This is a genomic window from Azospirillum oryzae, assembly GCF_900177515.1.
Taxonomy (GTDB): Bacteria; Pseudomonadota; Alphaproteobacteria; order Azospirillales; family Azospirillaceae; genus Azospirillum; species Azospirillum oryzae_A.
The window spans coordinates 1,423,694-1,448,532 of sequence record NZ_FXAK01000007.1; the positions used below are offsets into that span (position 1 = coordinate 1,423,694).

Annotated in this window: 17 protein-coding genes; 8 read left to right on the forward strand and 9 right to left on the reverse strand. The window is 67.8% G+C overall.

The annotated features are described in order from the left end of the window. Position 1: 1 nt before the first annotated feature. The 3 genes from B9N97_RS19245 to B9N97_RS19255 form a co-directional block, all read right to left on the reverse strand. Positions 2–2,563, reverse strand: a complete 2,562-nt coding sequence (locus B9N97_RS19245) for a circularly permuted type 2 ATP-grasp protein (RefSeq protein ID WP_085089366.1) — start codon at positions 2,561–2,563, stop codon at positions 2–4. Between the two features lie 278 nt (positions 2,564–2,841). After that, the gene (locus tag B9N97_RS19250) at positions 2,842–4,878 is read right to left on the reverse strand and encodes a di-heme-cytochrome C peroxidase (RefSeq protein WP_085089367.1); all 2,037 of its coding nucleotides are present in this window, start codon (positions 4,876–4,878) and stop codon (positions 2,842–2,844) included. 180 nt (positions 4,879–5,058) lie between these two features. Then, complete coding sequence (locus tag B9N97_RS19255) at positions 5,059–8,412, reverse strand: transglutaminase family protein (protein ID WP_085089368.1); 3,354 nt, start codon at positions 8,410–8,412, stop codon at positions 5,059–5,061. A gap of 264 nt (positions 8,413–8,676) precedes the next feature. On the opposite strand from B9N97_RS19255, the gene B9N97_RS19260 reads away from it, so the two are divergent. Both B9N97_RS19260 and B9N97_RS19265 read left to right on the forward strand, forming a co-directional pair. Next, positions 8,677–9,582 carry a hypothetical protein gene (locus tag B9N97_RS19260; protein ID WP_244560788.1) on the forward strand — a complete coding sequence of 302 codons (906 nt, stop codon included), beginning with the start codon at positions 8,677–8,679 and terminating at the stop codon, positions 9,580–9,582. 31 nt (positions 9,583–9,613) lie between these two features. Beyond that, entirely contained in the window at positions 9,614–10,513 is a 900-nt protein-coding gene (locus tag B9N97_RS19265; protein WP_085089370.1) for a lysozyme inhibitor LprI family protein, read from the forward strand. Positions 10,514–10,558: 45 nt separating this feature from the next. Here the strand turns inward: B9N97_RS19265 and B9N97_RS19270 are convergent, their stop codons facing one another. Both B9N97_RS19270 and B9N97_RS19275 read right to left on the reverse strand, forming a co-directional pair. Further along, positions 10,559–11,338, reverse strand: coding sequence for an SDR family oxidoreductase (locus B9N97_RS19270; RefSeq protein WP_085089371.1), 780 nt, complete (start codon positions 11,336–11,338; stop codon positions 10,559–10,561). After that, entirely contained in the window at positions 11,335–11,658 is a 324-nt protein-coding gene (locus tag B9N97_RS19275) for a nuclear transport factor 2 family protein (protein ID WP_085089372.1), read from the reverse strand. Before B9N97_RS19275 ends, B9N97_RS19270 begins: the two co-directional genes overlap by 4 nt. Before the next feature lie 108 nt (positions 11,659–11,766). On the opposite strand from B9N97_RS19275, the gene B9N97_RS19280 reads away from it, so the two are divergent. Continuing rightward, the gene (locus B9N97_RS19280; RefSeq protein ID WP_085089373.1) at positions 11,767–12,681 is read left to right on the forward strand and encodes a LysR family transcriptional regulator; all 915 of its coding nucleotides are present in this window, start codon (positions 11,767–11,769) and stop codon (positions 12,679–12,681) included. Here B9N97_RS19280 and B9N97_RS19285 read toward each other — a convergent pair. Further along, positions 12,670–13,566, reverse strand: coding sequence for an aldose 1-epimerase (locus B9N97_RS19285; protein ID WP_085089374.1), 897 nt, complete (start codon positions 13,564–13,566; stop codon positions 12,670–12,672). The two genes, B9N97_RS19280 and B9N97_RS19285, sit on opposite strands and share 12 nt — an antisense overlap. A gap of 284 nt (positions 13,567–13,850) precedes the next feature. Here B9N97_RS19285 and B9N97_RS19290 point away from each other — a divergent pair, with 284 nt between their 5' ends. Further along, positions 13,851–16,487 (forward strand): serine/threonine-protein kinase, encoded by a 2,637-nt coding sequence (locus tag B9N97_RS19290; protein WP_244560789.1) that lies wholly within the window; start codon positions 13,851–13,853, stop codon positions 16,485–16,487. Positions 16,488–16,562: 75 nt separating this feature from the next. Here B9N97_RS19290 and B9N97_RS19295 read toward each other — a convergent pair whose 3' ends face one another. Then, positions 16,563–17,132, reverse strand: coding sequence for a peptidylprolyl isomerase (locus tag B9N97_RS19295; protein WP_085089375.1), 570 nt, complete (start codon positions 17,130–17,132; stop codon positions 16,563–16,565). Positions 17,133–17,280: 148 nt separating this feature from the next. Here B9N97_RS19295 and B9N97_RS19300 point away from each other — a divergent pair, with 148 nt between their 5' ends. The 4 genes from B9N97_RS19300 to B9N97_RS19315 are packed head-to-tail and all read left to right on the forward strand — an operon-like array spanning position 17,281 to position 21,651. Further along, positions 17,281–18,990 carry an intermembrane phospholipid transport YdbH family protein gene (locus tag B9N97_RS19300; RefSeq protein WP_244560790.1) on the forward strand — a complete coding sequence of 570 codons (1,710 nt, stop codon included), beginning with the start codon at positions 17,281–17,283 and terminating at the stop codon, positions 18,988–18,990. Positions 18,991–18,998: 8 nt separating this feature from the next. Next, entirely contained in the window at positions 18,999–19,247 is a 249-nt protein-coding gene (locus B9N97_RS19305; RefSeq protein ID WP_085089377.1) for a YnbE family lipoprotein, read from the forward strand. Next, positions 19,247–19,615 (forward strand): YdbL family probable chaperone protein, encoded by a 369-nt coding sequence (locus tag B9N97_RS19310; protein WP_085089378.1) that lies wholly within the window; start codon positions 19,247–19,249, stop codon positions 19,613–19,615. The genes B9N97_RS19305 and B9N97_RS19310 overlap by 1 nt, the downstream gene beginning before the upstream one ends. Further along, complete coding sequence (locus tag B9N97_RS19315) at positions 19,612–21,651, forward strand: O-linked N-acetylglucosamine transferase, SPINDLY family protein (RefSeq protein ID WP_244560791.1); 2,040 nt, start codon at positions 19,612–19,614, stop codon at positions 21,649–21,651. The genes B9N97_RS19310 and B9N97_RS19315 overlap by 4 nt, the downstream gene beginning before the upstream one ends. On the opposite strand, the gene B9N97_RS19320 is transcribed toward B9N97_RS19315, so the two are convergent. Continuing rightward, positions 21,642–22,367, reverse strand: a complete 726-nt coding sequence (locus B9N97_RS19320) for a hypothetical protein (RefSeq protein ID WP_085089379.1) — start codon at positions 22,365–22,367, stop codon at positions 21,642–21,644. The two genes, B9N97_RS19315 and B9N97_RS19320, sit on opposite strands and share 10 nt — an antisense overlap. 111 nt (positions 22,368–22,478) lie before the next feature. Beyond that, a complete protein-coding gene (locus B9N97_RS19325) occupies positions 22,479–24,836 on the reverse strand; it encodes an LPS-assembly protein LptD (protein WP_085089380.1) in 2,358 nt (785 codons plus the stop codon). Positions 24,837–24,839: the final 3 nt, after the last annotated feature.

Here is a 24,839-nt window from a genome sequence, read left to right on the forward strand (position 1 = left end):
GTCAGGCCGATCGTGCGAAGGCATGGCTGAAATAGGCATGCGCCAGGAAATTGGACACGTCGGGCAGCGACATCGCCAACGTGTCGAACAGCGTGCGCAGCGCCTCGCTGGATGCCAAGGCGTCCGTGCGTTCCAGGCTGTTGCGCGCGGCGGCGACGATGGCCAGCGCGCCGCCGGTCGGATCCGCCCCGGTGCCGACGCCCTGGCTGGGCAGCGCCCGCATGTGGCGATCCAGCGCGGCAAGCTGGAAAGCCAGCGCGCGGGGGTTCGCCTCCTCCCCCAGAAGCAGGTCGAGCACGGGGGTGCGCAGCACGCTGGTCAGGTGGCGCGCGCGATAGGTCATCACGCTCTCGCCCAGCTCCAGCAGCACCGACAGGGTGGCGGCCTGCATCGGCTCGTCCTCGCGGTCCAGGTCGGCGATATGGACCCCGCGCATCAGCGCCACCATGTGCAGCGACCGCTCGATCCGCCGTCCGATGTCGAGGAAGCGCCAGCCGGCGCCCCGCGTCATGCTTTCCTGCTCCAGGCCGGAGAAGGCGGCCAGCGTGATCATCACGTCGTCCAGCCGCAGCAGCAGCGAGGCCGCGTCCATCCGCCCCTTCGGCGGCTGGGTCTGGCGGTCGATCGCCGACACCACCCGCCACATGTCCATCGACAGGCGGTCGCGAACCGAATAGGCGGTGCGGTGCAGGCGTAGCACCTGGGAGCGCAGGCTGTTGGGATGGTCGGGATCGATCACCGCCGCGTGCAGCGCCTCGCGCAGGCCGCGGTTGGCGCCGCTCTCCGTCACCCGCGCCATCTCCGCCGGGATCATGCCGAGCGAGCTGAGCAGGTCGAGCAGCGGACGAAGCTGCAGGGTGGCGCCCGGCATGTTGCTGTCGATCAGCCGGCTCTGGGTGGCCCGCAGCAGGCGCAAAGCCCCCTCGGCCCGCTCGGCATAGCGGCCGAGCCAGTAAAGGCCGTCGGCGACGCGGCTGGGAAGGTCGTTGGCGGACGGACGGGCGCCGCTGGCCGTCGGCTCCGCCGCCAGGGCCGGGCGCGGTTGGGTGGAGGCGACGTCGGCCCGCCGCGGTGCCAGGATCCAGGTGTCCTTGCTGCCGCCGCCGCTCTGCATCGACACCACCAGCCGGCCGGATTCGCTCGACACGCGGGTCAGGCCGCCGGGCATCACCGCATAGCCGCCGCTGGGGGTGGCGCAGAGGAAGACGCGCAGCACCAGCGGGCGCGGCTGCAGCCGCCCATCCTGCCAGACCGGCGCGGTGGAAAGTGCCATCTGCTCCTGCGCCACGAAATACCAGGGGCGGCGCTTGATCCGCTCGACCAGGGCGGAGCGCTCGGCGGCCGACAGCTGGGCGCCGAAGATCGGCTCGAAGGACAGCGACGGGAAGGCCGGCTTGATCACCAGCCCGTCGAGATGGTCGATGACGTAGGCGCGTTCCGCGTCGTTGCCGCACCACCAGCTGGCGACGCCGGGCAGACGCAGTTCCTCCCCCAGCAGATGGCGGCAGAGCGTCGGCAGCGACGACTTCATCGCCATCGATTCCATCAGTCCGGAACCCAGCGCGTTGGCCATCACGACGTTGCCGGCCCGCACCGCCTCGATCAGCCCGGCGACGCCCAGCGAGCTGTCGGCGCGCATCTCCAGCGGGTCGGCGAAATCGGCGTCGAGCCGGCGCAGGATCACGTCCACCTGCTCTAGCCCCGACAGCGTCTTCAGATAGACCGTCCGGTCACGCACCGTCAGGTCCGCGCCCTCCACCAGCGTCAGGCCGAGGTAGCGGGCGAGATAGACATGCTCGAAATAGGTTTCGTTGTAGGGGCCCGGCGTCAGCAGGACCACGCGCGGCGCCCGTCCGCTGCCGGCGCCGCCATTCCGGGGCGCGATCGACAGCAGCGTTTCCTTGAAGGTGTCGAAGAAGCCGGTCAGCCGTTCCACCTGGCAATGGCGGAAGCTGTCGGGCAGCACCTTGGCGATCACCGCGCGGTTTTCCAGCGCATAGCCGCTGCCGCTCGGTGCCTGCGTGCGGTCTGACAGCACCCACCAGCGCCCGTCAGGGGCGCGGGCGAGGTCGACGGCGTAGAAGTGCAGATGCACGTCGTTCGGCACCCGGATGCCGTGGACCGCGCGGCGAAAGCCGGGGTCGGCATGGATTACCGAGGGCGGCAGCCGGCCATACCGGGTCAGCGTCTGCGGCCCGTACAGGTCGGTCAGGATGGCGTTCAGCAGCGACGCACGCTGGATCAGCCCCGATTCGATGGCCTTCCATTCATGGGCCGGCAGCAGAAGCGGCATCATGTCGAGCGGCCAGGGCCGCTCCATCCCGTTGGGATCGCCATAGATGTTGTAGGTGACGCCGTTCTGGTGCAGCAGCCGCCGCGCCTCTTCCCACCGCTGCGCCATCTGTTCGGCGTCGAGGGGACCGAGCGTGCTCATGAAGGTCTGCCAGTGCGGCCGCAGCCGGCCCTGGCCGTTCACCATCTCGTCATAGACCTGGCCCGAGCCATAGCCGATGGCGTCGGCCTCGCCGAACAGCGATCCCTGGGTGAAGGGAACCGGCGGCATCCCCGACGGGATCACGGATGCCGGCGCGCGGAAAGGCTGATCTGGCTGGGACAAGGTCGGACTGGTGCGTATTGCCTATGAAGGAAGCAACAGTCTGAACGTCCAAGCCCGGCGATGCAAGGCTGGCGGCCCGCCGATCCATCCGAAAGAGGAAAGATTCCGCTCATATCCGTTCGCGTTCGCATGGACCGTTGACGATTGTCCGGAAAGGAAAAAGCCGGAGCGCCGCGGATGGCGACGCTCCGGCTTGCCGGATGTTGCGGAAACTCCGAAAACGATCAGAGCGTCTTCAGATATTCCACCAGCTGCCAGCGCTGGTCGTCGGTCAGGCCGGCACCGAATTCGTGGCCGCTGTTGTGGTTGCCGGACTTCGTCGTGTCATAGACGAAGGTGGCATCCCTGGCGGACGAATCCACACCGACCTTGACCGGGTCGATGGAGGTGCTGCCCATGCGGAAGGCCACCGACCGCTGCGATGCCGGCAGCAGCATCTCATACAGGTTGGGAACCGACCCGTTGTGCATGAAGGGCGCCGTCGCCCACACGCCGTCCAGCGGACGCGCCTTGTAGGCCAGCAGCTGCTTGATGGTGGCGGCCAGCGCCTCCTCGTCGGCGGTCGCCCCGCCGGAGGTCGACTTCGCCGGAGCGGCAGCCGCCTTGGCCGCACGGCCACCGGCGGGCACCGCGCCGACGGTCGGCTTGCTCTCGCCGCGACCGGTCAGGGCGGCGATCACCTTCTGGTGGTCGGCGGTCATCTTGGCGCCCTGCTTCACGAAAGGCGTGGTGTCCAGCGTGCCGCCCTTCGCCTGCGATTCGGGCGACCAGCCGGCCGGCGCGCTGGCGGTCAGCCACGGCGCCGGGGCGTCGTCGCCCTTCAGCAGGTCGCCCAGCAGGCCCGGTTCGCGCACCAGATCGCCAAGGATGGCGCCGATCACCGCGTTGGACAGCAGGTTCGCCGCCAGATCCGGGTTCTTCAGCGGCTTGCCGCCCAGCAGCTGCGGCGGCATGGCGACGTTGGCGAGGACGCCGGTGTCGACCTGACGGCACAGCGCGTCGACCGCCATCTTCGGATCGGCGGCATAGTTGACCGTCACCATCCCGGCGGAGACGGCGGCATCGACGCCCTTGGTGCAGATCGTGCCGAACGCCGCGATCACCGCCTTGGCGTCGTCAGGTTTCGCCCAATTGAACAGCGGCACCATCTGGATCGGCGCGGTGGTGTAGGTCTGGCCGCGCGGCAGGATCGCGTGGCAGCTCTCGCAGCTTTCCTTGTAGATCGTCTCGCCGGCCGCGGCCTTGACGATGTCGACATTGCCGGCAAGGCTGTCCGGCCACACCGGAGAGCGCAGCTTCCGCAGCTGGTTTTCCATGTCGACCAGATTCCGGCCGCGGACCGTCGACTTGTAATAATAGTGCGCGGCGTCGGCCGGCGGCTTCAGCGCCACCTTGCCGAACACGCCCAGCACCTCGCCGGCATTGCGGCCCAGCGCATCGAAGGCGGTGGCGTTCGGCAGCAGGCCGTTCCACTGCACCCGCGGCTGGTGCGGCGCATCCCACAGGAAGGGATAGCTGACCGGGGCGTTCGGCGCGCGGTTGTTCTTGGGCAGGTTCAGGTCGATGGCCGAGACCCGGTTGAAGATCATGCCGAAGGCGTCGGTGCGCATCGACCCCCACGGCGTGTCCGGGGTGCTGGCGGCGACAAAGGCCGCGAAGGACCGGTCGAAGGTCTTCAGGTCGTTGTACAGCGCCAGCTTCTGCTGATCGGTGGCGCCGGCGCCCAGCACGCGGGCGGCGAAGGGCTGGAAGGCCGCGTCGCTGGTCACGGTGGTGTGGACCGCGTTGCTCAGCCCGCTGATGAAGCCGTAGAGATCGCCGGTGGTGACCGCGCCGTCGATGCGCATGGTCTTGCCGTTGACCGTCACGTCGCCGGTGTGGCAGGCGGCGCAGGTCATGCCGAACCAGGTGGTCTTGTCGGGATCGGTGTCCTTGACGAAGCCGACCGGCAGCAGATCGGGGTTCCAACTGCTGGCGGTGCCGGCGGCATAGCCGTAGCGGGTGATGCTCTTGACGAAGGGCTGCTTGGTCTGCGGATCCTCCAGCGCCATGAACCAGTCATAGCGCATGATCTGCGAGCCCTGGGTGGTGTTGTAGTACCACTGGCGGGCCTCGTCCGACCAACCCTGGTCCAGATACCACAGACCATTGACCTCGACCGGCGGCTTGACCGGCACCGGGCGCGGCGGCTGCGGCGGCTCGGCGCAGGAGCTGAGCACCAGCGCAGTGGCCGCCAGCGTCGCGTAGAAGGGCAGCTTCATCCCTGTTATTCCCTCATCTGGTGTATGGCGCTTTGGCCTTCGACCGAAGAGGGTAATTCCGATAATCGTTATACGGGTAGCGCTATCGAGTTATGACGCTGAAAAATGGATGACGGACCGGTCATCGACCTGTCCTCTTCCTTGGCGGGAGAAGGGGACAGGTCGATGGACCAGCTGTCGTCACCCCCGCCGCAGATCCAGGGTCATCGGGAACTGCGGGTTGCGTTCCTCCGCCGGAGCGTCCATTGGGCCGGGGGTGTGGCCGAAGGGGAAGAAGCGGGCCAGACGGCGGCCCTCCGCCTCGTTGGCGTTGACCGGGAAGGTCTCGTAGTTGCGGCCGCCCGGATGCATAACGTGATAGGTGCAGCCGCCGATCGACCTGCCGGCCCAGCTGTCGAGGATGTCGAAGATCAGCGGGGTGTGGACGGGAATCGTCGGGTGCAGGCAGGACGGCGGCTGCCACGCGCGATAGCGCACGCCACCGACGAACTCGCCCTCCACCCCGGTGGGGATCAGCGGCACGCGCCGGCCGTTGCAGGTGATGACGTGGCGGGCGTCGATCAGGCCGGTGACGCGGACCTGCACCCGTTCCACCGAGCTGTCGACATAGCGCACGGTGCCACCGCCGCCCGGCTCCTCGCCCAGCACGTGCCAGGGCTCCAGCGCCATGCGCAGTTCCATGGTGATGCCGCGCTGGCTGACATGGCCGTAGACCGGGAAGCGGAAGTTGAAGTGCGGCGCGAACCAGCTGTCCTCCAGCGGATAGCCGTGGTCGCGCAGGTCCTGCAGCACGTCGGCCATGTCCTGCTGGACGAAGTGCGGCAGCATGAAGCGGTCGTGCAGCTCCGTGCCCCAGCGCACCAGCTTTCCCTTGTAGGGGTGTTTCCAGAAGCGCGCCACCAGCGCCCGCATCAGAAGCTGCTGGGTCAGGCTCATCTCCGCGTGCGGCGGCATCTCGAAGGCGCGGAACTCGACAAGGCCGAGGCGGCCGGTGGAGCTGTCGGGCGAGTAGAGCTTGTCGATGCAGAACTCCGCCCGGTGAGTGTTGCCCTGCACGTCGACCAGCAGGTTGCGCAGCACCCGGTCGACCAGCCAGGGAGGACAGTTGCCGCTCGCCGCCGCCTGATCGATCTGGTTGAAGGCGATCTCCAACTCGTAGAGCTGGTCGTCGCGCGCCTCGTCAACGCGCGGCGCCTGACTGGTCGGGCCGATGAACAGGCCCGAGAAGACGTAGGACAGGGCAGGGTGGTTCTGCCAGTAGGTGATGAGGCTGCGCAGCAGGTCCGGCCGGCGCAGGAAGGGGCTGTCGGCCGCGGTGGCGCCGCCCATCACCACATGGTTGCCGCCGCCGGTACCGCAATGGCGCCCGTCGATCATGAACTTCTCCGCCCCCAGGCGGGACTGGCGCGCATCCTCGTAGAGGGCGATGGTGTTGCGCACCAGATCGTCCCAGCTGTGGGCCGGGTGGATGTTCACCTCGATCACGCCGGGGTCGGGGGTGACGGCCATGGAGTTCAGGCGCGGGTCCTTCGGCGGCTGGTAGCCTTCGATGACGACCGGCATCTCCAGTTCGACCGCCGTCGCCTCGATCTCCGCCAGCATCGCCAGATAATCTTCCAGCGTGCTCATCGGCGGCATGAACAGGTGCAGGCGCCCGTTGCGCGCCTCGCAGGTCAACGCGGTGCGGACGATCCACCACGCCGACTTGCCTTCCTCCGGCAACTCATCGCGCACCTCCGCCATGATGCGCTGGCGCTCGGCGATCCGCTTGTCGGTGTGGACGCCACGGTCGGACTCCTGCACCGCGCCGCGGATCTCCTGCCGGCGCTGCACCGGGTGCGGGGGCAGCGGGCCGCGCTCCTCGAACGGATCGGTCTCCCAGCCATAGGGATAGTCGGACTTCGACACCCAGGGCAGCGACCCCAGCGGCAACCGGTAGCCCACCGGGCTGTCGCCGGGGATCAGCAGCAGCTTCTCCTGGCGCAGCGGCCATGTGCTGGACAGCCACACCGGCCCCTGCTGGGTCATGCGGCGGTTGATCGGCAGAGCGAAGCCCACCGGTTCGTTCAGGCCGCGGGTGAAGACGCGGGTCAGCCGCTCCCGCTCCTCCTTGTCGTCCAGTTTGCTGTTCAGCGGATCGACATTGATCGGAAGCTGCGACTCCTTGCGCAGGTAATGCCAGGGGTCCTCATAGGCGCCGAGCACGAGGTTGGGGTCGAGGCCCAGACGCTTCGCCAGTGCCATCAGGAACACGCCGGCATCCTGGGCGGTGTGGCCGTAATCGGTGTCCTCGCGCGCCAGCAGATCGCTGTTGGCCCACAGCGCCTCGCCGTCACGGCGCCAGTAGAGCGTCATCGCCCAGCGCGGCAGCGATTCGCCGGGATACCATTTGCCCTGGCCGAAATGCAGCAGCCCGCCGGGGGCGAAGCGGGCCATCAGCCGGTGGATCAGGTCGGCGGCCATCTTGCGCTTCTGCGGACCGAGCGCGGTGGTGTTCCACTCCGCGCCGTCCATGTCGTCGATGGAGACGAAGGTCGGCTCGCCGCCCATGGTCAGGCGGACATCCTCGGCCTTCAGGTCCTCGTCGACGCGGTGGCCCAGGGCCTCGATGGCAGCCCATTGCTGCGGGCTGTAGGGCTTGGTGACGCGCGGCGCCTCATAGATGCGAGTGACCGACATCTCATGGCCGAATTCGACCTCCGCCTCGTCGACGAGGCCGGATATGGGCGCGGCGGATGAGGCGTCCGGCGTGCAGGCCAGCGGAATGTGCCCCTCGCCGGCCAGCAGGCCGGAGGTGGGGTCCAGCCCGACCCAGCCGGCGCCGGGCAGGAACACCTCCACCCAGGCATGCAGGTCGGTGAAGTCGCTCTCCGGACCCGACGGGCCGTCCAGCGCCTTCTGATCTGCGGTCAGCTGGATCAGGTAGCCGGAGACGAAGCGGGTGGCCAGCCCCAGGTGACGCAGGATCTGCACCAGCAGCCACGCCGAATCGCGGCAGGAGCCGGTGCGCTTGGTCAGCGTCTCCTCGCAGCTCTGGATGCCCGGCTCCAGCCGGATGACATAGCCGATGTCCTGCTGCAGTTGCTGGTTCACCGCCACGAGGAAGTTGATGGTCGGCGTCTTTTCGCGGGTGATATTCTTGAGGTAGGCGGTAAGTTCCGGCCCCGGCTCCTCCGTCTCCAGGTACGGGCGCAGTTCGCGCTGCAGCCAGTCTTCGTAGGCGAAGGGGATGTGGCTCGCCTTCTCCTCCAGGAAGAAGTCGAAGGGGTTGATCGCGGCGATCTCGGCGACCAGATCGACCTCGACGATGAACTCGCGCGTCTTTTCCGGGAAGACGAAGCGGGCCTGGAAGTTCGATTGCGGATCCTGCTGCCAGTTCAGGAAATGCTGCTTGGGCGTGACCTTCAGGGAATAGCTGAGGATCGGTGTCCGGCAATGGGGCGCCGGCCGCAACCGGATGATCTGTGGGCCGAGCGACACCGGCCGGTCGTAGCGATAGATCGTCTTGTGGTTCAGCGCGACGTGGATCGCCATGGAAAACCCCGCCTCATGCCTGTTCGATGATGTTCGCGCCCCGGTTTGGTCCAGGGTCGCCGGTGCAACGGTAACACCGATGAATTCGACCCGACAGAGCGCCGCGGCACCGATCCTACCGCAGTTGCGAAAAAGTCACGAAGTTGCGGATGACGCGCGCTGCGGCTTTCTTCCGTTCGCGTTACCCTTTATATCATAATCGATCGAAGTATCGCTGCGGCGGGGGTTCGCGTCTGGATGGTGTCAGTGGCGGCTTCTTCACTCATGGGCGGGAACCGCGGTGCGGGCGATGCCGGTCCCGGCGGCGCCGGACGGGGCGTCGTCACCGGAAAATACTTCAATTTCAAGCCGCTGCCGCCGTCGGCCGACATCCTCGGCAATCCACTCGTCGTCCCGAACCTGCCCACGCACAAACTGCCGAAGGAAACCTTCGGCAGTCGCGTGAAGCGGTTCTTCGCCCGCATGAATCTCGGCAGCCAGTCGGCCGACACCAAGCTGCGCTGGAAGCTGCACGACACCATCCAGGCGACCATGGCTTCGCTGTCGCCCGCCGTCACGCTGGTGGCGGAAAAGCGGGCGCCGGCGAAGAGCAAGAAGCTGTCGGTTCCGGTCGTCGTCGTGCGCCACCCCTATCACCTGCGCCATGTGTTCGAGATGCTGCCGAACATCCCGGACACCTTCGCGGTGGAGCGGCGCTTCCTCGAACTGCTGATGACCCGCGCGCTGAAGCGCTACGGCGAACAGATGGCCCTGATCAAGGGCAGCGCTTTTTCCTTCGAGCATGAGGCGCGGGAGTATTTCTTCGCCGGCTTCCGCCTGGAGAAGCAGATCAAGAAGGTCAACAATCCGGACGAGAGATTCGCGGCGCTGCAGGCGATCCACACCAACTATTTCCATGGCCGCAACTATTATTACTATGCGCTGCTGCGGCGGGAGAAGCTGGCACCGGACAACAAGCTGTTCATGCTGTTCGCCCGCGCGGTCTATTTCATGGCGCGGATCGACTGGAACGGCGAATTGCTGGACAAGCCGAATCCGCGCATGCTGCCCAGCCGCGACGACATGTTGTTTTTCGTGGAGCGTGACAAGTCGGTCGTGACGCGCTATCGCACCGACCAGGATTTCCAGCGTCAGGTCAAGTCCGTGCTGGAGGCCTTCCCCGCTTCGTGACGTTCCGTTTCCTCATCCAAGGTTTCCTGCGATGCGCGCCCTGTCCCTGGTCGGCGGTTTCCTGGCTGCCGGCTCCCTGCTTGCAGTCCTGACTGCGGTCCCAGCCCTTTCGGCGCCGGCGGACACTCCCCAGCCGGAGGCCGCCGCTCCGGAAACGGCAGCACCCGGCTGCGATGCGGCGGAGACGCCGACGGCGCAGCTGATGTGCCGCGATGCGAAGCTGGCGGCGGCCGGTGCGGCGATGGACGCGGCGCTGGCGGCCCTTGGCGCCACCACCGACGACAGCGGCCGTGCGGCGATCGAGGACAGCCAGACCGTCTGGCGGGCGCGGCGGGACGAGTCCTGCCCGGTGACCGCGGCCGATCTCGCCGACGCGAAAACGGCCAAGACGCGCGCGGATTGCCTGCTGCGCGTCGTCCGCAAGCGCACGGCGGCGCTGGAGGCGGAGCGGCAGGCCCGGTCCCGGCCGGTCGGCGATCTTCCGCTGTCCGTCACCGGCGCCGCGGCCCGCCGCTTCGCCGCCCCGCAGCCACAGGTGCCGCCGATCAGCCGCAAGGTCTCGCTGTCGACGCTGGCCGGCCGCTGGGCCAAGGCCGATCCGGCCGACCGCACCGCCATCGACGATTGCCGAAGCTCCTATCTCGACATCGGGACCGACCGCAGCCTTCACGCCGTGGAGCCGCGGCTGCAGCTCTTTCCGCTGGATGGCACGCTGGCGGCGGACGAAGACCCCGTGCAGGGAGTGGCGCTTCTGCCGGCAGCACCGACGGAGGGGCCTCAGGCCGACGCAACGGCAGGCTCTGCGCCGGCAACCCCGGCGCCGCTGGCGACTCTGCGGCTTCTTCCGGCCGATTCGCCGCGGTTCGACCGGCTGATCCTGCGGATGGAGCCGCCGGCCAGCTTTGCGGCGGAATTCGTCCGCTGCCGCTGAGAGGGGGCCTGCGAGACCCGGGCCGCCTGTATCGCCGTTCGCGCGTCACACGGTCGGTACGGTGCCGCCGTCGATGACGTATTCGGTGCCGGTTATCATTCTGGCACGGTCGGAAGCGAGGAACGCTATCAGGTTGGCCACATCGACGGGCTTCGACGGCCCGCCGATGGGAATACCGCCGAGCGAGTCCATGATGATCCGCTTGCCGCCTTCATAGTCGGTACCGGCGTCCTTCGCGAGCCGCTCGGCCAAACTTACGGCCGCCTCGGTCTCGATCCATCCGGGCGAGACGCGCACCACGCGCACCCCCCTGGGCGAGACCTCCTTCGACAGGCTCTTGCTGTAGGTCGAAAGCGCAGCCTTCGCAGCGGCATAGGCTGTCGTCGACTGGGGCAAGGGCAACTCGCGCTGTATCGAGGTCACGTGAATGACCACGCCATGGCCCTGTGCCACCATCGCCGGCACAAGCTCGCGGTCGAGCCGGATGGCGGGCATCAGGTTCAGATCGAGTTCCTTGCTCCAGACTTCGTCTTCCAGCACCGCGAAGCCGCCTGCGGGAGCGGAGGATCCACCGAGCATATGAACGATGACATCGATGCCGCCCAAGCGTTCGCGGACCGCCCCTGCGAGCTCGGCACATCCCTCCGCGGTCGTCAGGTCCGTGGAGACGAACAGATCGTCGTCAACCCCGTCGGGACGCGAGCGGGCTGCAGTCAGCACACGGGCCCCGAGTTCGCGAAACAGCGCGACGGTGGCCGCACCGGCACCGCGCGTGCCCGATGTGACGAGCGTTCGCTTGCCGTCCAGACTGATGAAGGGGCTCATGGGGTGATCTCCAGGCCGGCAATCCGGCTGTCCGCGATCCGGAACGCGAAGACCATCCGTGCGGGACTGCCGGGGAACTGACCGGACACGGTCATGAGAACTCTGGTGGTCTTGCCGTCTTCTACCGATTCGAGCGGTTCGATCACATGCTGGTACTTGGTCTTCGCAGCCCGCCACCAAGCACTGATTGCGTTATGGCCGGCGTGGGTTCGACCTTCGTCCTTGACGGCGGCATCGGGTGCGAAGGCATCGATCAGTGCCTCGCCGTCGTTCCTTTTGTCTGCATCGATGTAGGCCAAAACCGGTGAAGGGAGTGTCATCGCACCATTCCTCCTGTTCGAAGTTTCCTTGCCCGTTCCAAACTAGGCTTGGACATCTGTTTCGATAATCAGGATAAAGCGGGATGAGGTGTTTTGATTGGCGGGACAATGCTCAAAGCTGACCTGAACGATCTGGATGCGGTCATCGCCATCGCGCGGCGGGGCACCTTTCGCGCAGCGGCAGTTGATCTGGGTATGTCGACGACCGCTCTCAGCAACGCCGTCGGAAAGCTCGAAGCAGGCCTCGGCGTTCGCCTGTTCAACCGAACGACGCGAAGCGTCTCCCTCACCGATGCCGGGCGGGTGTTCGTCGAGCAGGTTGGTCCGGCATTGCAGGATGTTCTAGGTGCCCTGGAGGCCGTGCGGTCGCAGCAGATCACCCCGTCAGGCACGCTTCGCATCAATGCATTCGCCACTGCGGCGCGCGAAATCCTCTCGCCGTTGGTGCTGGAATTCCTCCGCCGTCATCCGCTGGTTCATGTCGACGTCGTCACCGAAGGGCGACTGGTGGATATCGTTGCCGAGGGATTCGACCTTGGTGTCCGCGCGGCCGACCTCGTACCAAGCGACATGATCGCTATTCCCCTGGGTCGACCGCAGCGCCATGCGGTCGTCGGGACGCCGGCCTATTTCGCGACGCATGGTCGGCCGCGCCTGCCGCCCGATCTGCTCGATCACCCCTGCATTCGTGTCCGCCTGCCGAACGGAGCCCTATTCCGGTGGCAGTTCGAGAAGGACGGACAGTCGGCACAGATTGATGTGAATGGACCGATCACTCTGGACGAGGCCAGTCTTGCGCGAATCGCCGTCCTCGAAGGCATCGGCCTCGGCTTTTTCATGGAACCGGACGTGCGGGCCGACATTGAGGCGGGTCGTCTCGTGCGCGTCCTCGACGACTGGACGCCGCCGCGTTCCGGGCTCTGCCTTTACTATCCCGGACGGCGAAACCCGTCGGCCGCCTTCAGGGCCTTCATCGGCCTCGCTCGTGAACTCGGTACGAAGGGCGGCGCTCTAGAATCGTGACACGAGGAAACGCACGGTCAGCGACAGCCGTTCACCCGGCGGCAGGGCGATCACGCCGGCGCCGGGTTCCTGCGGCCGGTTCAGCGCATCGGTCATGTGGGTGACCGGCTCCAAACAGAGATAGGATTCGCCGGGCGGGGCGTAGACGATCAGGTGACCGGCCGGCCCGTCGGCCAGCATGGTCAGGCGCAGCCGCTCGCGCGGGCGGTCCAGCGTCGCGGAGCCGTTCCAGCCGGTGAAGCCGTTGTCCAGCGCCACATGGTCCATGGTCACGCCGTGGCGGAAGTCCCAGGCGGCAGGCACCGGGCGATTCCGGCAGGGTAGGATGGTGTCGTCATTCTCCCAGACGGTTTGAACGCCGGCGGTCACGCGGCTGCCCGGCGACCTGACCAGATAGGGGTGCAGCCCCAGCCCGGCCGGCATGTCGGTTTCCGAGTCGTTGACGAGGTCGAGTGTGACGGTCAGACCTTCCCCGTCCAGCGCCACCGTCTGCGCCGCGCGATAGCTCCAGGGCCAATCGTCGGCCCGGTGGGCGAACCCCATGCGCAGGGCGTCGTCGGTGACGGCCTCCACGCTCCAGGGGGATGACCAGCCATGGCCATGGATCCGGTGGGGCGATCCGGGATCGGTGGCGAGCACAATCTCCCGGCCCTGGAAGACGAACCGGCCGCCACCGATTCGGTTGGAAAAGGGGACCAGCGGGAAACAGGCCATGTCCGGAGCGAAATTTCCGGCCAGCGCCTGGTCGGAGGCCCGCCGGAACAGCTCGACCGGGCCATCGGCGGTGGACAGGCTCCAGCTCGCCAGCGACCCGCCGCACTGCGGGGCCGCGGTGAGCGTCATCGGCCCGTGCCGCAACGCGATGATGGTGCCCGTCCGGATCATGCGTTTCTCCCATCGTCGGCGTCCCGATCCTTATCGCACATGCGAAAGCCGAAGGAAACGGTCGCCGCCGGCAAGGCACCGGCTGCCTCGACGCTGACACAGTTCATCTGTTTTTGTCGAAAAATGTGGGTATCGTACACTCGTCATTTACCCTCGTTGCGCGACGATGCCCGTTCGGCGCCGCTCCCCGGCGGCTGCGGAATGCCGGTTGTATCGACAACGCGGAAGTGGCGCCGGTGTTGCAGCCCGGCGGTGCAATCCGTCACGTCCAGGAAAGGCCCGGAGTGTCCACTCCCCAGCTCAGCCGCGCGATGCCGACTCCGTCGTCGGCCATGGCCATGCTCGACGAGGTGGAGCCGTGCGACTCGCTGACGGACTACCACGCGCTGCCGGCGCGACTGGTGATCGGCGCGGTGCTGCGGTCGTATCTGGACCCGCTGTTCCTGACCCCGACGGAGCTGATCCATCTGCCCAAGCCGCTGAAAAGCTGCCTGGAACAGGGGACATTGATCGAAGCGGCCCTGAGCAAGGTCGCGGCAGCCCAGGCGCGTGCGCCGGGGCAGGAGCAGCAGACGCGCAAACGCGCCATCCGCGCCGCCGTGGATGAAAGCTGGGCAAAGGCGCGCGCCGCCCAGGCCACCTTCGCCGCCATGCCGCGCGGCCGCAAGCCGGTGGACTGGCTGCTCTCCCAGGGGGTCAAGACTCCCACCGGCGATGCTGAGTACGACCTGCGTGTCGCCATCGCCCTGGAATTGGTGGAGATCAAGAGCTGGAACGGCAAGCTGGACCGCCTGCTCGAACTGCACCAGTGGGACCGGGACGAGCGGCTGGCCGCGGCGGTCGACGGGGTGATCGGCGACGTCCTAGCCTCCTCCGCCGCCGGAGCGGAGCTGTTCGGAACCAATCTGCTGCCGGGAACGCTGCTGTCCACCCTCTGCGACATGCTGTTCGGCCGCATCGGCATGGAGGCCTTCGGGCCGAACCGCATCGGCGTGTTGAACGCCCTGTTCCGCCAGGGCAAGCTGCCCCATGCGAAGGCCGCCGTGCTCGACCGCATCCGCCGCCAGTTGAAGGCACCGCAACCGCTGGGCCGCGGTGCCTTCGACCAGGAGGCGGAGATGCTGAAGACGCTGGTCGGGCATCTGCTGACCCGCGACGGGCTGGTCGGCGGTGCGGCGATGGCCGATGCGCTGACCGTCCGCTACTCGCGCCGGCTGGAGCAGGGCGGGGCCAGCGCCTATCGCCGCTCCATCGTCGGGATGGGCGAAGGGCAATCGGACCTGATCTGCCGCATCCACTACCTGACGCGGATCGCCGCCGTGCCGGCCGCGGAGCGCCATGCCGATGAAATCCTCGCCTCCCTCGACGCGGCCGTCTGCAACGAGCTGTTGATCGAGAACATGCTGGTGCAGACGCCGGACACCGCCCTGCTGGAGCGCGCATTCACCCGCGCGCTGGCGGCCATCCGCGCCGCGCCGCTGCCGGTCGACGCCTGCGAACGGATCGCCGCACGCGCCGAACGCGCGGTCGACGATTTCGTGAAGACCGGGCAACTCGCCGTTCGTCTGAAACAGGTGGAACCGGTCCTGCGCAGGCGAACCATCCGGCTGGCGGAGGTGGCCTGCTCCAGCCTGATCCGCGAGGACGGCGCCCTGCCGCTGATGCGCCAGCATATCCTTGAGATCGTCCGCCAGCCGCAGTTCCAGGCGGAACTCGCCCAGCCCGATAGCGAGGTCGCCCAGGCGGAGGTGCGTAGGCTGCTGGAACTGCTGGATCGCCTGCGACAGATGGCGACCGCGCCGGCCCCGCCCCCCGTTCTGCCTCCCGCTCCGCCGGCCACCGTGGAAGTGCCGCCTCCGCCGTCCAGGGCGGTTCGCAGTGCCGAGACCATTCTTCATCCGGCCAGCCAGCAAGGTGGTGCGGCCGGCGCCACTCCCGTTGTCGCCGACGACATGGCGGGGCTATGCCCAAGCTGCTATTCCGCCAAAGGGCGGTCGGAGACCTGCGGCGCCTGCGGCTTCCCGGCCAAGTCGGACAACCGTCCGGGCGTGCATCTGGTGCCGGGGACGCTGCTGCATGGCCGCTACCGCGCCGGGCGTGTGCTGGGGCAGGGCGGGTTCGGCGCCACCTATCTGGGATGGGATGACCGGCTGCAGGTGAAGGTGGCGATCAAGGAATACTATCCGTCGAACCTGATCTCCCGCGTTCCCAACGCCGCCGCAGTCTCTCCCTTCTCCGACGAGCATGCGGAGACCTTCGCCGCCGGCCTCGCCAAGTTCCTCGAGGAGGCGCGGACGCTCGCCCGCCTGCGCGACGTGCGCGAGATCGTCGGCATCCAGGATTTCTTCGAAGAGAACGCCACCGCCTATCTGGTCATGGAACTGCTGGAAGGCCGCACCATGAAGAAGTATCTGGCCGACTGCGGCGGCCGGATCGACGTGAAGCGGACGCTGTCGGTGGTGATGCCGATCGCCAAGGCGCTGCAGGCCATCCACGAGCAGGGACTGATCCACCGCGACATCAGCCCGGACAATATCTTCCTGACCAATGCCGGCGACCGCAAGCTGCTGGATTTCGGCGCCGCAAGGCAGACCGCCCGTCCGGGTGCCGGCCTGACCGTGATCCTCAAGCCCGGCTATGCTCCGCCGGAGCAATATTCCAACGAGGGGCGGCAAGGGCCCTGGTCGGACGTCTATGCGCTGTGCGCCACGATCTATCTGGCGCTGACCGGCCGCACCCCACCCGACGCGACCGCCCGTTTCATGAACGACAAGGTGCCGAAACCGTCCGAACTGGGCGTGGCACTGGCCCCCGGATTCGAGAAGGTGCTGCTGTCCGGGCTGGCGATGCGCTGGCAGGACCGGCCGCAATCGATGAAGGATCTGCTGCGTGCCATGACCAATTCGCTCGCCGGCGGTTGACGGTCGGAACCCGGCGCCAAGAAAAAAGGGACCGGCGCACCGGTCCCCTTTCCCTGAACGGCTGCGGAGGCGACGTTACTTCACGTCGGCCGCGACCTGCATCTTGATGATCTTGTCCGGGTCGGTGACCTGCCCGTTGCGAGACTGGCTGCCCTTCTTGATCATGTCGACGAATTCCATGCCCTCGACCACGCGGCCCCAGACGGTGTACTGGCGGTCCAGGAACTGGGACGGGGCGAAGCAGATGAAGAACTGGCTGTCGGCGCTGTCCGGATCCTGGGCGCGGGCCATCGACAGGGTGCCGCGGATGTGCGGAGCACTGGAGAACTCGGCCTTCAGCTTCTTGCCGGAGCCGCCCATGCCGGTGCCGGTCGGGTCGCCGGTCTGGGCCATGAAGCCGTCGATGACGCGGTGGAAGACGACGCCGTCATAGAAGCCCTGGCGGGTCAGCTCCTTGATGCGGGCGACGTGGTTCGGCGCCAGGTCGGGCCGCAGTTCGATCACCACGCGACCGTCCTTCAGGTCGAGGTAAATGGTGTTTTCCGGATCCAAGGCCTTCGCCTCCCCTTGAGAAACTGTAAAGAACGAGACAGTGAAGATTGTGGCGAACAGGGCCGCCAGCAACGCGCGGGTCCACCGCTTCATGCGAAACACTCCGATGAGCCGAAATCCGCGCTCCGGACCATAGGGGAAAAGCGCGGGAATGCAAAGCCGTGCTGGCGGGGATGGCGATCCGCCAAAAGTCACGGATGACGGCCACTCGTCCGGGTGTTCATCCGGAGATGGACGTGGCATGCCGGTCATGACGGGACTTTCGGGAAAGGACAGGGGCTTGAGGCTGGGACGGGCGATAGCCGGCACGGTGGCGGTCACGGTCACGCTGGCCTTGGTCGGGCTGGGCGGTGCGATCCTGGCCGGTCCGGCGCTGGTCGGCGGGACGGCGACGCAGACCTTGCACGATGCCGGCTTCGCCGGGGCCGCGGTGACCGTCACCGACCTGCGCCTCGCCGACGGCTGGCGCGGCCTGCGGCTGGCGTTCACGGTCGACAGCGGCCCGCTGGAGGCGGCGGCTCCGGCGCTCGACCTGCCGATGTCGGGGCGCGTGACGCTGTCCGGCGCACTGGTGGTCGCGATGGACGGCGGTGCGGTGACCGTCGCACCTGCCGGCTGCCTGCCGGCCAAGGTGGAACGGCTCACGGTCTCCGGGCAGCCGCTCGACCTGCCGCAGGGGGCGACGCTGTGTCCGGTGGGGGAGGCGCCGCTCCTGCGCTGGTCGCCCGATGCCATGACGGTCACCGCGGAGCTTCAGGCGCCGCGTCTCGATGCCCCCGCCGGCGGACTGCGCGCCGATAAGGTCGTGTTGCGGCTGGCGCAGGACGGCGACGGCCGGCGAGCGGACGCCAATGTCGGGCAACTGACCAACACCGCCAAGCCGGCACCCGTCGTGCCGCTGTCCGTCACGCTGCAGGCGGTACAGGCAGGGCAGGGGCCATGGGCGATCGACGGCACCGCCAAGGGCGCGAACGGGCTCCTCACTGTCACGCTCGACGGCACATACGACCAGACCGCCGGCGCCGGCAAACTGCAGGCGGTGGCGAAGCCAATCCGCCTTGCCCCCGACGGCCCCGGTCTCGCCGCCGTCTCGCCGCTGGCCGCAACGTACCTGGAAAAGGCGTCGGGCACCCTGTCGGGCAAGGCGACGGTCGCTTTGACGCCGAAAGGCATGACCACAGCCGGACAGGCGGTGGTGAAGGGGCTCGCCGGCGCCGCCGGGCCGGTGACCGTCGCCGGGGTCAGCGGCACCGTCGCCTTGTCCAGCCTGTCGCCGCCGGTGATCCCGGACGGGCAGAAGCTGTCCATCGGGTTGCTGGACGTCGGCATACCGCTGACCGACGGCACGCTGCTGTTCGGCTATGGCCGCGACGGCCGCCTGGATGTGGATCGGGCGGAGTGGAACTGGGCCGGCGGCCTTCTGCGCGCCGACCCGTTCGAGTTGTCTCCCGAGAAGCCGAGGGGGCGGGTCACCCTGCATGCTGACCGGATCGACGCCGCCAAGCTGCTGGATCTGATCGCAGTCGACGGGCTGGCGGCGACCGGCAGGCTGGCCGGCGCCCTGCCGGTGGTGTTCGCCGGCGACAGCGTGACGATCGACGGCGGTGTTCTCGAATCGTCCGGTCCCGGCACCCTGCGCTACGACCCCGACAAGCCGCCGCCCGCCCTGAAGGGGGAGGAGGGCAGCCCGACCGCCATGCTGATGGGGGCACTGACCGACTTCCATTACGACACCCTGCGCATCACCATCGACGGGCAGGCCGGCGGCGAACTCAGCGCCGGCCTCTCGCTGCGCGGATCGAACCCGTCATTCTACGATGGCTATCCGGTTGCGCTTAACCTTAAGCTGTCCGGCGCGCTCGACCGGATTCTGCGCCAGAACCTCGACGTCTACCGGATCCCCGACACGCTGCGGGACCGGATGACCGGCTTCGACCAGAAGGACCCCTGACCGCCATTATGCTGACCAAATTCCCACCTGCCGGCCTTGCAGCCGCTCTGCTGATCTCGGCCGCCGCTGCCGCCTGCGCCCCCACGGTGAAGATCGAAGCGCCCGACAAGCCCATCGAGATCAACCTGAACGTCCGGATCGAGCAGGAGGTGCGGGTCAAGCTGGAACGCGACGTCGACGACGCCATCCGCAACGATCCTGCCCTGTTCGGCCTGCCCGTCGACTCCACGACCTCTTCCACGAAGGGGAAGAAGTGATGATGACCGATCCCATCAGCCGCCGCAGTTTCAACCGGCTCGCCCTGTCCGCGCTGACCGCGGGACTGCTGGCTTCCGCCATGCCGCAGCTGGCCCTGGCGCAGGATGCGCTGGCCGCCGCCAAGTCCGCCGGTCAGTTGGGCGAGCGTCCCGACGGGCTGATCGGCGTCGTTCCCGGCGCTCCGGCCTCGGCACAGGCGCTGGCGCAGCAGGTGAACGCACAGCGCCTCGCCCGCTATCAGGAGATCGCCAAGGGCAACGGCACGGCGCTGGACAAGGTCCAGGCGGTCGCCGGCCAGCAGTTGATCGAGCGCACTCCGGCCGGCCAGTACGTGATGACCGCCGCGGGCCAGTGGCAGCGCAAGTGACTTCCGCCCCCCTGTCCGGCCAGCGCGCCGTCGCCGATCTGCGCCGCCGTCTGGCCGGCAAGCCCGGCGACGGCGCGCTGCTGTCGGCCCTGTTCTCGGCCCTCGACACGCTGGGGCAGGCCGGCACGCCGGAGGAGGCGGTCGCACGCTCCAACCTCGGCGAGGCGCTTCGGCGCCAGGGCCGCCTCGTGGAAGCGGAGGCGCATCACCGCAAGGCGCTGGCTTGGCTGCCGGATTTCGGCGGCAACCACTATAATTGGGGCGTGACCCTGCAGGCGCTCGGCCGTCCGGCAGAAGCGGCGGTGGCTTATGGCGAGGCCGCCCGTCTGATGCCGCAATTCGCGCCCGCCCCCTGCAACCAGGGCGTCCTGCTGCGCGAACTCGGCCGGCTCGACGAGGCCGAGGTGGCGTTGCGCCGGGCGCTTGCGCTCGACCCGACCCTGGTGCCGGCCCGGCTGGCTCTGGCCGCCCTCCACCGCGACCGCGGCGACCTGGACGGCGCCGTTGCCGGCTTCCGCGCCTGCCTTTGCCTGCGGCCCGATCTGGCGGAGGGGCAGGCGAACCTCGCCCTGACGCTGAAGGAAAGCGGGCAGCGCGGCGGCCCTGCGGACGATGGCGCCACGAGCATCGTCGGCTTCGAACGCGCGCTGCGCATCGGCCTGCCGGACGCCGGCGGGGTGCTGGCCCAGCTGGTGCAGCAGCGCCGCCACCTCTGCCGCTGGGACGGACTGTCCGCTCTGTCGGGCAGGCTGGTCGAACTGGTGCGGGAGGGACGGACGCAGCAGGCCCATCCCTGGATCTTCCTCGGCGAAGGGGCAGGACCGGCGTTGGAGCGCGCCTGCGCCGAACGCTATGCCGCCTGGAAGACGCGCGGCATCCGGCCCGCTTTTCCGACCCGTGCGAACCGCGGCCTGAAGCTGCGCATCGGCTATCTCTCCGCCGATTTCCATGAGCATGCAACCGCGGTTCTGATCGCCGAACTGATCGAGCGGCACGACCGCGACCGCTTCGAGATCATCGGCTGTTCCTATGGCCCCAACGACGGCGGGCCGTTGCGCCGGCGGTTGGTCGCCGGATTCGACCGTTTCATCGACCTGTCCGCCCTCACCGACGAGCAGGCGGCCGGACGGATCAACGAGGCCGGCATTGACATCCTGGTCGACCTCAAGGGCCACACCCAGAATGCCCGCCCCGGCATCACCGCCCATCGGCCGGCACCGCTGCAGGCTCAGTGGCTGGGCTATCCGGGCACGTTGGGCAGCCCGGCCATCGACTATGTCATCGCCGATCCGGTGGTGGCCCCGGCCGATCACCAGCGTTTCTACAGCGAGCGCATCGTCCATCTGCCCGACAGCTACCAGCCGAACGACCGCAAGCGCGCCATCGGACCGGTGCCGGCCCGCGCCGACTGCGGGCTTCCCGACGATGCGATGGTCTTCTGCGCCTTCAACGCCTCCTACAAGATCGGCCCCGAGCTGTTCGGCCGCTGGTGCCGGATTCTGGAGCGCGTTCCGGAATCGGTGCTGTGGCTGCTGGAGGGACCGGCGGAGGTCGCGGTCAATCTGCGGCGTTCGGCGGTGGAGCGGGGCCTGGCACCGGAACGGCTGGTCTTTGCCCCGCGCCTGCCGGGTCCGGCGCATCTGGCGCGCCACCGGCTGGCCGACCTGTTCCTCGATTCGAGCCCGGTCGGCGCCCACACCACGGCGAGCGACGCATTGTGGGCCGGTCTGCCGGTGCTGACGGTGCTAGGCCGCTCCTTTGCCGGGCAGGTGGCCGCCAGCTTGCTGCACGCGGTCGGACTGCCGGAACTGGCGGTGGCGGATTGGGACGCCTACGAGACAACGGCGAGGCGCTTGGCGGAGCAGCCGGCCGAATTGGCAGCATTGAAGCAGCGGTTGGAGCAGGCGAGGGCCACCGCCCCGCTGTTCGACACCGACCGCTTCGCCCGCTCCATCGAGGCGGCCTATGACACCATGTGGGACATCCACGCGGGCGGCGAGCCGCCGCGCGGGTTCGCCGTTCCGCCTCAGGGATAGGCGCAGCGGTCGCCGGTGACCTCGACGAAGGAACGCTGGGCGGCGGCGATGGTGAAGCGATATTCGCTGTTGTCGACCACCAGCGACTGGTGCAGCGGCAGCACGCCGCTGACGGTGGTGCCCTTGCCGCCGATGCCGGTGATGCGGATGGTCACCGGCTGGCCCGGATCGAACCAGCTTTCGGCATTGCCCTGAGCATTGTGGGCAGACTGCCCCTCGCCGGTGACGGTCACGGTGCCGTTGCCGAAGGTCACGCCGCGCGTGCCGCCCTTCAGCAGCGGAGTGGTCAGGGTGAAGCGCTTGGTGTCGGTCGGCTGGCAGTTGCGCGGAATCTGCGCCTGGGAAATGACGAAGGCGAGGCGGTTGGCATCCAGCCCGCTTTTCAGACGTTCGGATACCAGCTGCGTCAGCTTGGCGAGGTCGCCGGTCGGCACCTCGCGCTGCAGGCGGCCTTCCAGTTCGCCCACCCGCGCCTCCGCGGTGCGGGCGGCGTGCTGCATCTGGCTGGCCAGCAGTTCCAGCTCGGCCTTCTGGCGGGAAAGGGTGGCAATCTCCTCCCGCAGGGTGACGTCGCGGCCTTTCAGCTGCTCGATCCCCATCTGATAGGAAAACAACCCGACGCCGAGCACCAGTGCCGCCAGCAGCACGAACTTGATCACGCCGGCCCGCATGCGTTTGCGGTAGCGTCTTTCGTAGTCGTAACGTCCCAGGGTCATGATTCCGGTCGCGGCGGGCTGTCTCGTCGGGCGTTAATGGCTAACGGCAACGGCCAAGGGATGCAACCCCCTGGCCGTCGCTTCCTACCGACTTTTCCCGACGACAGGCGCTTACTGGTTGGCCGAACTGCCGCCCAGGAAGCCGGCGTTGATGCCGGGGCTCTTGAACTCGCCGACATTCTTGAAGACCAGACGGAAGAAGATGGTGTTGCCGTCCTTCTCGCCGGTCGTGCTGACGGTGTAGTCACGGCGTGCGATGGTCTGGAAGACCAGGCATTCGTCGGAATAGGACAGCACGGCAAGGCTGGAACGCGGACCCGGCTGCGGCTCCATCGCCTGGGTGTGGCTGAGACCCAGGCTCCAGTAATCGGTGAACTGCGACGACACCCCGAAGCTTGCCTGCTCCACCCGGTTGCGGGTCACCGCGTCGCGCGCGGTGGTCTGGTCGACATAGGTGTAGGAGGTCGACAGCCGCAGCAGCGGCACGCCGGCCGTCGCATTCAGCGAATGGCGACGCGGACGGAAGGTCTCGTGGTCGATGCGGAATCCGTAATTGACGTCCAACCAGTCGGCCGGCTGCAGGTCCAGGCGGCCGACATAGTCGGACACCCGCTCTTCCAGACCCGAACCGCCGGTGAAGCCGACATTGCTGTCGGTCAGGCGGATACTCTGGCCCAGGAACAGGCTGGCCGACCCCTGGGTATGGCCGTAGATCGCCGTGCGCAGCCCATAGGTGAAGCGCATGCCGTCGTCCAGCCGGTCGATGCCGGTGAAGCGGTTGGGCTGCAGCAGATTCACGTCGTCGAATTCGACGTCCAGGCTGTCTTCGTTCGGGAAAACGCGGTCGTTGGGCAGCTTCGGCGCGAAGGTCAGCTGGCCGATCGGCTCCACCAGTTGGGACGAGCTTTCGCCGTAGCGGACAAACGGATAGCGGACGGTGGCCTGCCCCTGCGGGAAGAAGCGGAAACGGCTGACATTGTCGCTCCCACGAGTGGTGGGGTCGGCCGTGTTGAACTGTTGCGCCGTATAGCCGGCGACCAGCACGCTGCCCGACAGGGTGGTGACGAAGCCGGCATTGGAGACGATGTTGCGCTCCCACCCCGGCTGCACCATGAAGCGTTGCGTATCCGGGCCGGCATTCTTGAAGCGGGACACCGCCAGCAGGCTAGTATCGAACGACCAGCGGCCGCCCAGCAGGCTGCCCGGCTCGCCCAGCGCGTTGTACTGCGCATAGGGCAGGGCGACCGGCTCGGGAACGGTGTTCCCATACCGCATGTCCTGGAAGCTGTAGCCGGTGATCGCCGCATAGTTCCGCCCGCGGAAGCCCTCCACATAGGCCTTGCTGGTCAGGTAGTCTTCACGGAAATCGTAATAGCGGCGCAGGAAGGTCGGGTCGCTGGCCCGCTTGACGTCGAAGCCGGCCCGCCACGTCTCGTCGATGTCGAACAGGCCGCGCGCCGCGACATAGCCGCGGGTGCGCGTTTCTTTCGGCGCCGTGGTGCTGTTGCCGCCGTCACCGCGGGTGATGGCGCCTTCCAGCTCCAGCCGGCCGTTCTCGAAGCGCTTGCGGTACTGGCCGCCCAGCAGCGGCCCCTGCTGGGAGTAGTAGTGCAGATCGAAGGTCGCGTCCTGGTCCGGCCCGATGTCCCAGTAGTAATGGGTCTTCAGGATGGCGCCCAGGTTGGAGCTGTTGCCGGCGGACGGCGTCAGGAAGCCGCTCTTGCGGTCCACCGACGGATCGGGATGCGACAGGTAGGGCGTGTAGGCGACGGGGATCCCGAAGATCTCCATCGTCGCGTCCTTGTAGCGGACCTCGTGCTCCTCGTTGTCGTGAACGATGCGCACGGCGCGTATCTGCCACAGCGGAGGACGGGTCGGGTCTTCCTTGCACAGGTCGCAGGGGCTGTAGACGCCGCGGTTGACGCGCGTCAGCCGGCCCTCGCGCCGCTCGCCCTCATTGCCGGCCATGCGGCCGTTGTCGGTCATCAGGACGCGGATGTTCTCGATGAACACGTCCTTCAGGTCGTCGGTCAGCTCGGCATAATCGGCGAAGACGATGTCGCCCGACGGCTCCACCAGCCGGATCTTGCCGGTTGCGGTGACGACCTTGGTCTTCTGGTTATAAGTGATCTTGTCGGCGCGGACGCTGCGTTTGCCCTGCGCCAGCTCGACATTGCCGCTGGCGGTGACGACGCTGTTCGTCTCGTCGAAGGTGACCTGATCGGCGGTCAGCAGCACCGGTTCCTGCTTGGCCGCGGTACCGCCCGCGCTTCCCTGCACGGCCGCGGCATCCGGCTTCGTTCCCGGAGCCTGGGCCGCTGGCGATTGGGCGTTCGCCGAATCCGGAATGGCCAGATCAACGACGGCCACACCGCAAGTCGCCATGAGCCCGACGATGCCGGAGCGCATGATGAGGGTGACGGCGGTCGGAGCTTTGGCGCGGGCGCGCCGGGAGACGTGCTTGGGCATGGC

Excerpts from the sequence above, each read along its gene's own strand:
- B9N97_RS19245 (WP_085089366.1), bottom strand. The coding sequence starts at position 2,563 with ATGCCGCCGGTTCCCTTCACCCAGGGATCGCTGTTCGGCGAGGCCGAC.
- B9N97_RS19250 (WP_085089367.1), bottom strand. The coding sequence starts at position 4,878 with ATGAAGCTGCCCTTCTACGCGACGCTGGCGGCCACTGCGCTGGTGCTC.
- B9N97_RS19255 (WP_085089368.1), bottom strand. The coding sequence starts at position 8,412 with ATGGCGATCCACGTCGCGCTGAACCACAAGACGATCTATCGCTACGAC.
- B9N97_RS19260 (WP_244560788.1), top strand. The coding sequence starts at position 8,677 with ATGGGCGGGAACCGCGGTGCGGGCGATGCCGGTCCCGGCGGCGCCGGA.
- B9N97_RS19265 (WP_085089370.1), top strand. The coding sequence starts at position 9,614 with ATGCGCGCCCTGTCCCTGGTCGGCGGTTTCCTGGCTGCCGGCTCCCTG.
- B9N97_RS19270 (WP_085089371.1), bottom strand. The coding sequence starts at position 11,338 with ATGAGCCCCTTCATCAGTCTGGACGGCAAGCGAACGCTCGTCACATCG.
- B9N97_RS19275 (WP_085089372.1), bottom strand. The coding sequence starts at position 11,658 with ATGACACTCCCTTCACCGGTTTTGGCCTACATCGATGCAGACAAAAGG.
- B9N97_RS19280 (WP_085089373.1), top strand. The coding sequence starts at position 11,767 with ATGCTCAAAGCTGACCTGAACGATCTGGATGCGGTCATCGCCATCGCG.
- B9N97_RS19285 (WP_085089374.1), bottom strand. The coding sequence starts at position 13,566 with ATGATCCGGACGGGCACCATCATCGCGTTGCGGCACGGGCCGATGACG.
- B9N97_RS19295 (WP_085089375.1), bottom strand. The coding sequence starts at position 17,132 with ATGAAGCGGTGGACCCGCGCGTTGCTGGCGGCCCTGTTCGCCACAATC.
- B9N97_RS19300 (WP_244560790.1), top strand. The coding sequence starts at position 17,281 with ATGCCGGTCATGACGGGACTTTCGGGAAAGGACAGGGGCTTGAGGCTG.
- B9N97_RS19305 (WP_085089377.1), top strand. The coding sequence starts at position 18,999 with ATGCTGACCAAATTCCCACCTGCCGGCCTTGCAGCCGCTCTGCTGATC.
- B9N97_RS19310 (WP_085089378.1), top strand. The coding sequence starts at position 19,247 with ATGATGACCGATCCCATCAGCCGCCGCAGTTTCAACCGGCTCGCCCTG.
- B9N97_RS19320 (WP_085089379.1), bottom strand. The coding sequence starts at position 22,367 with ATGACCCTGGGACGTTACGACTACGAAAGACGCTACCGCAAACGCATG.
- B9N97_RS19325 (WP_085089380.1), bottom strand. The coding sequence starts at position 24,836 with ATGCCCAAGCACGTCTCCCGGCGCGCCCGCGCCAAAGCTCCGACCGCC.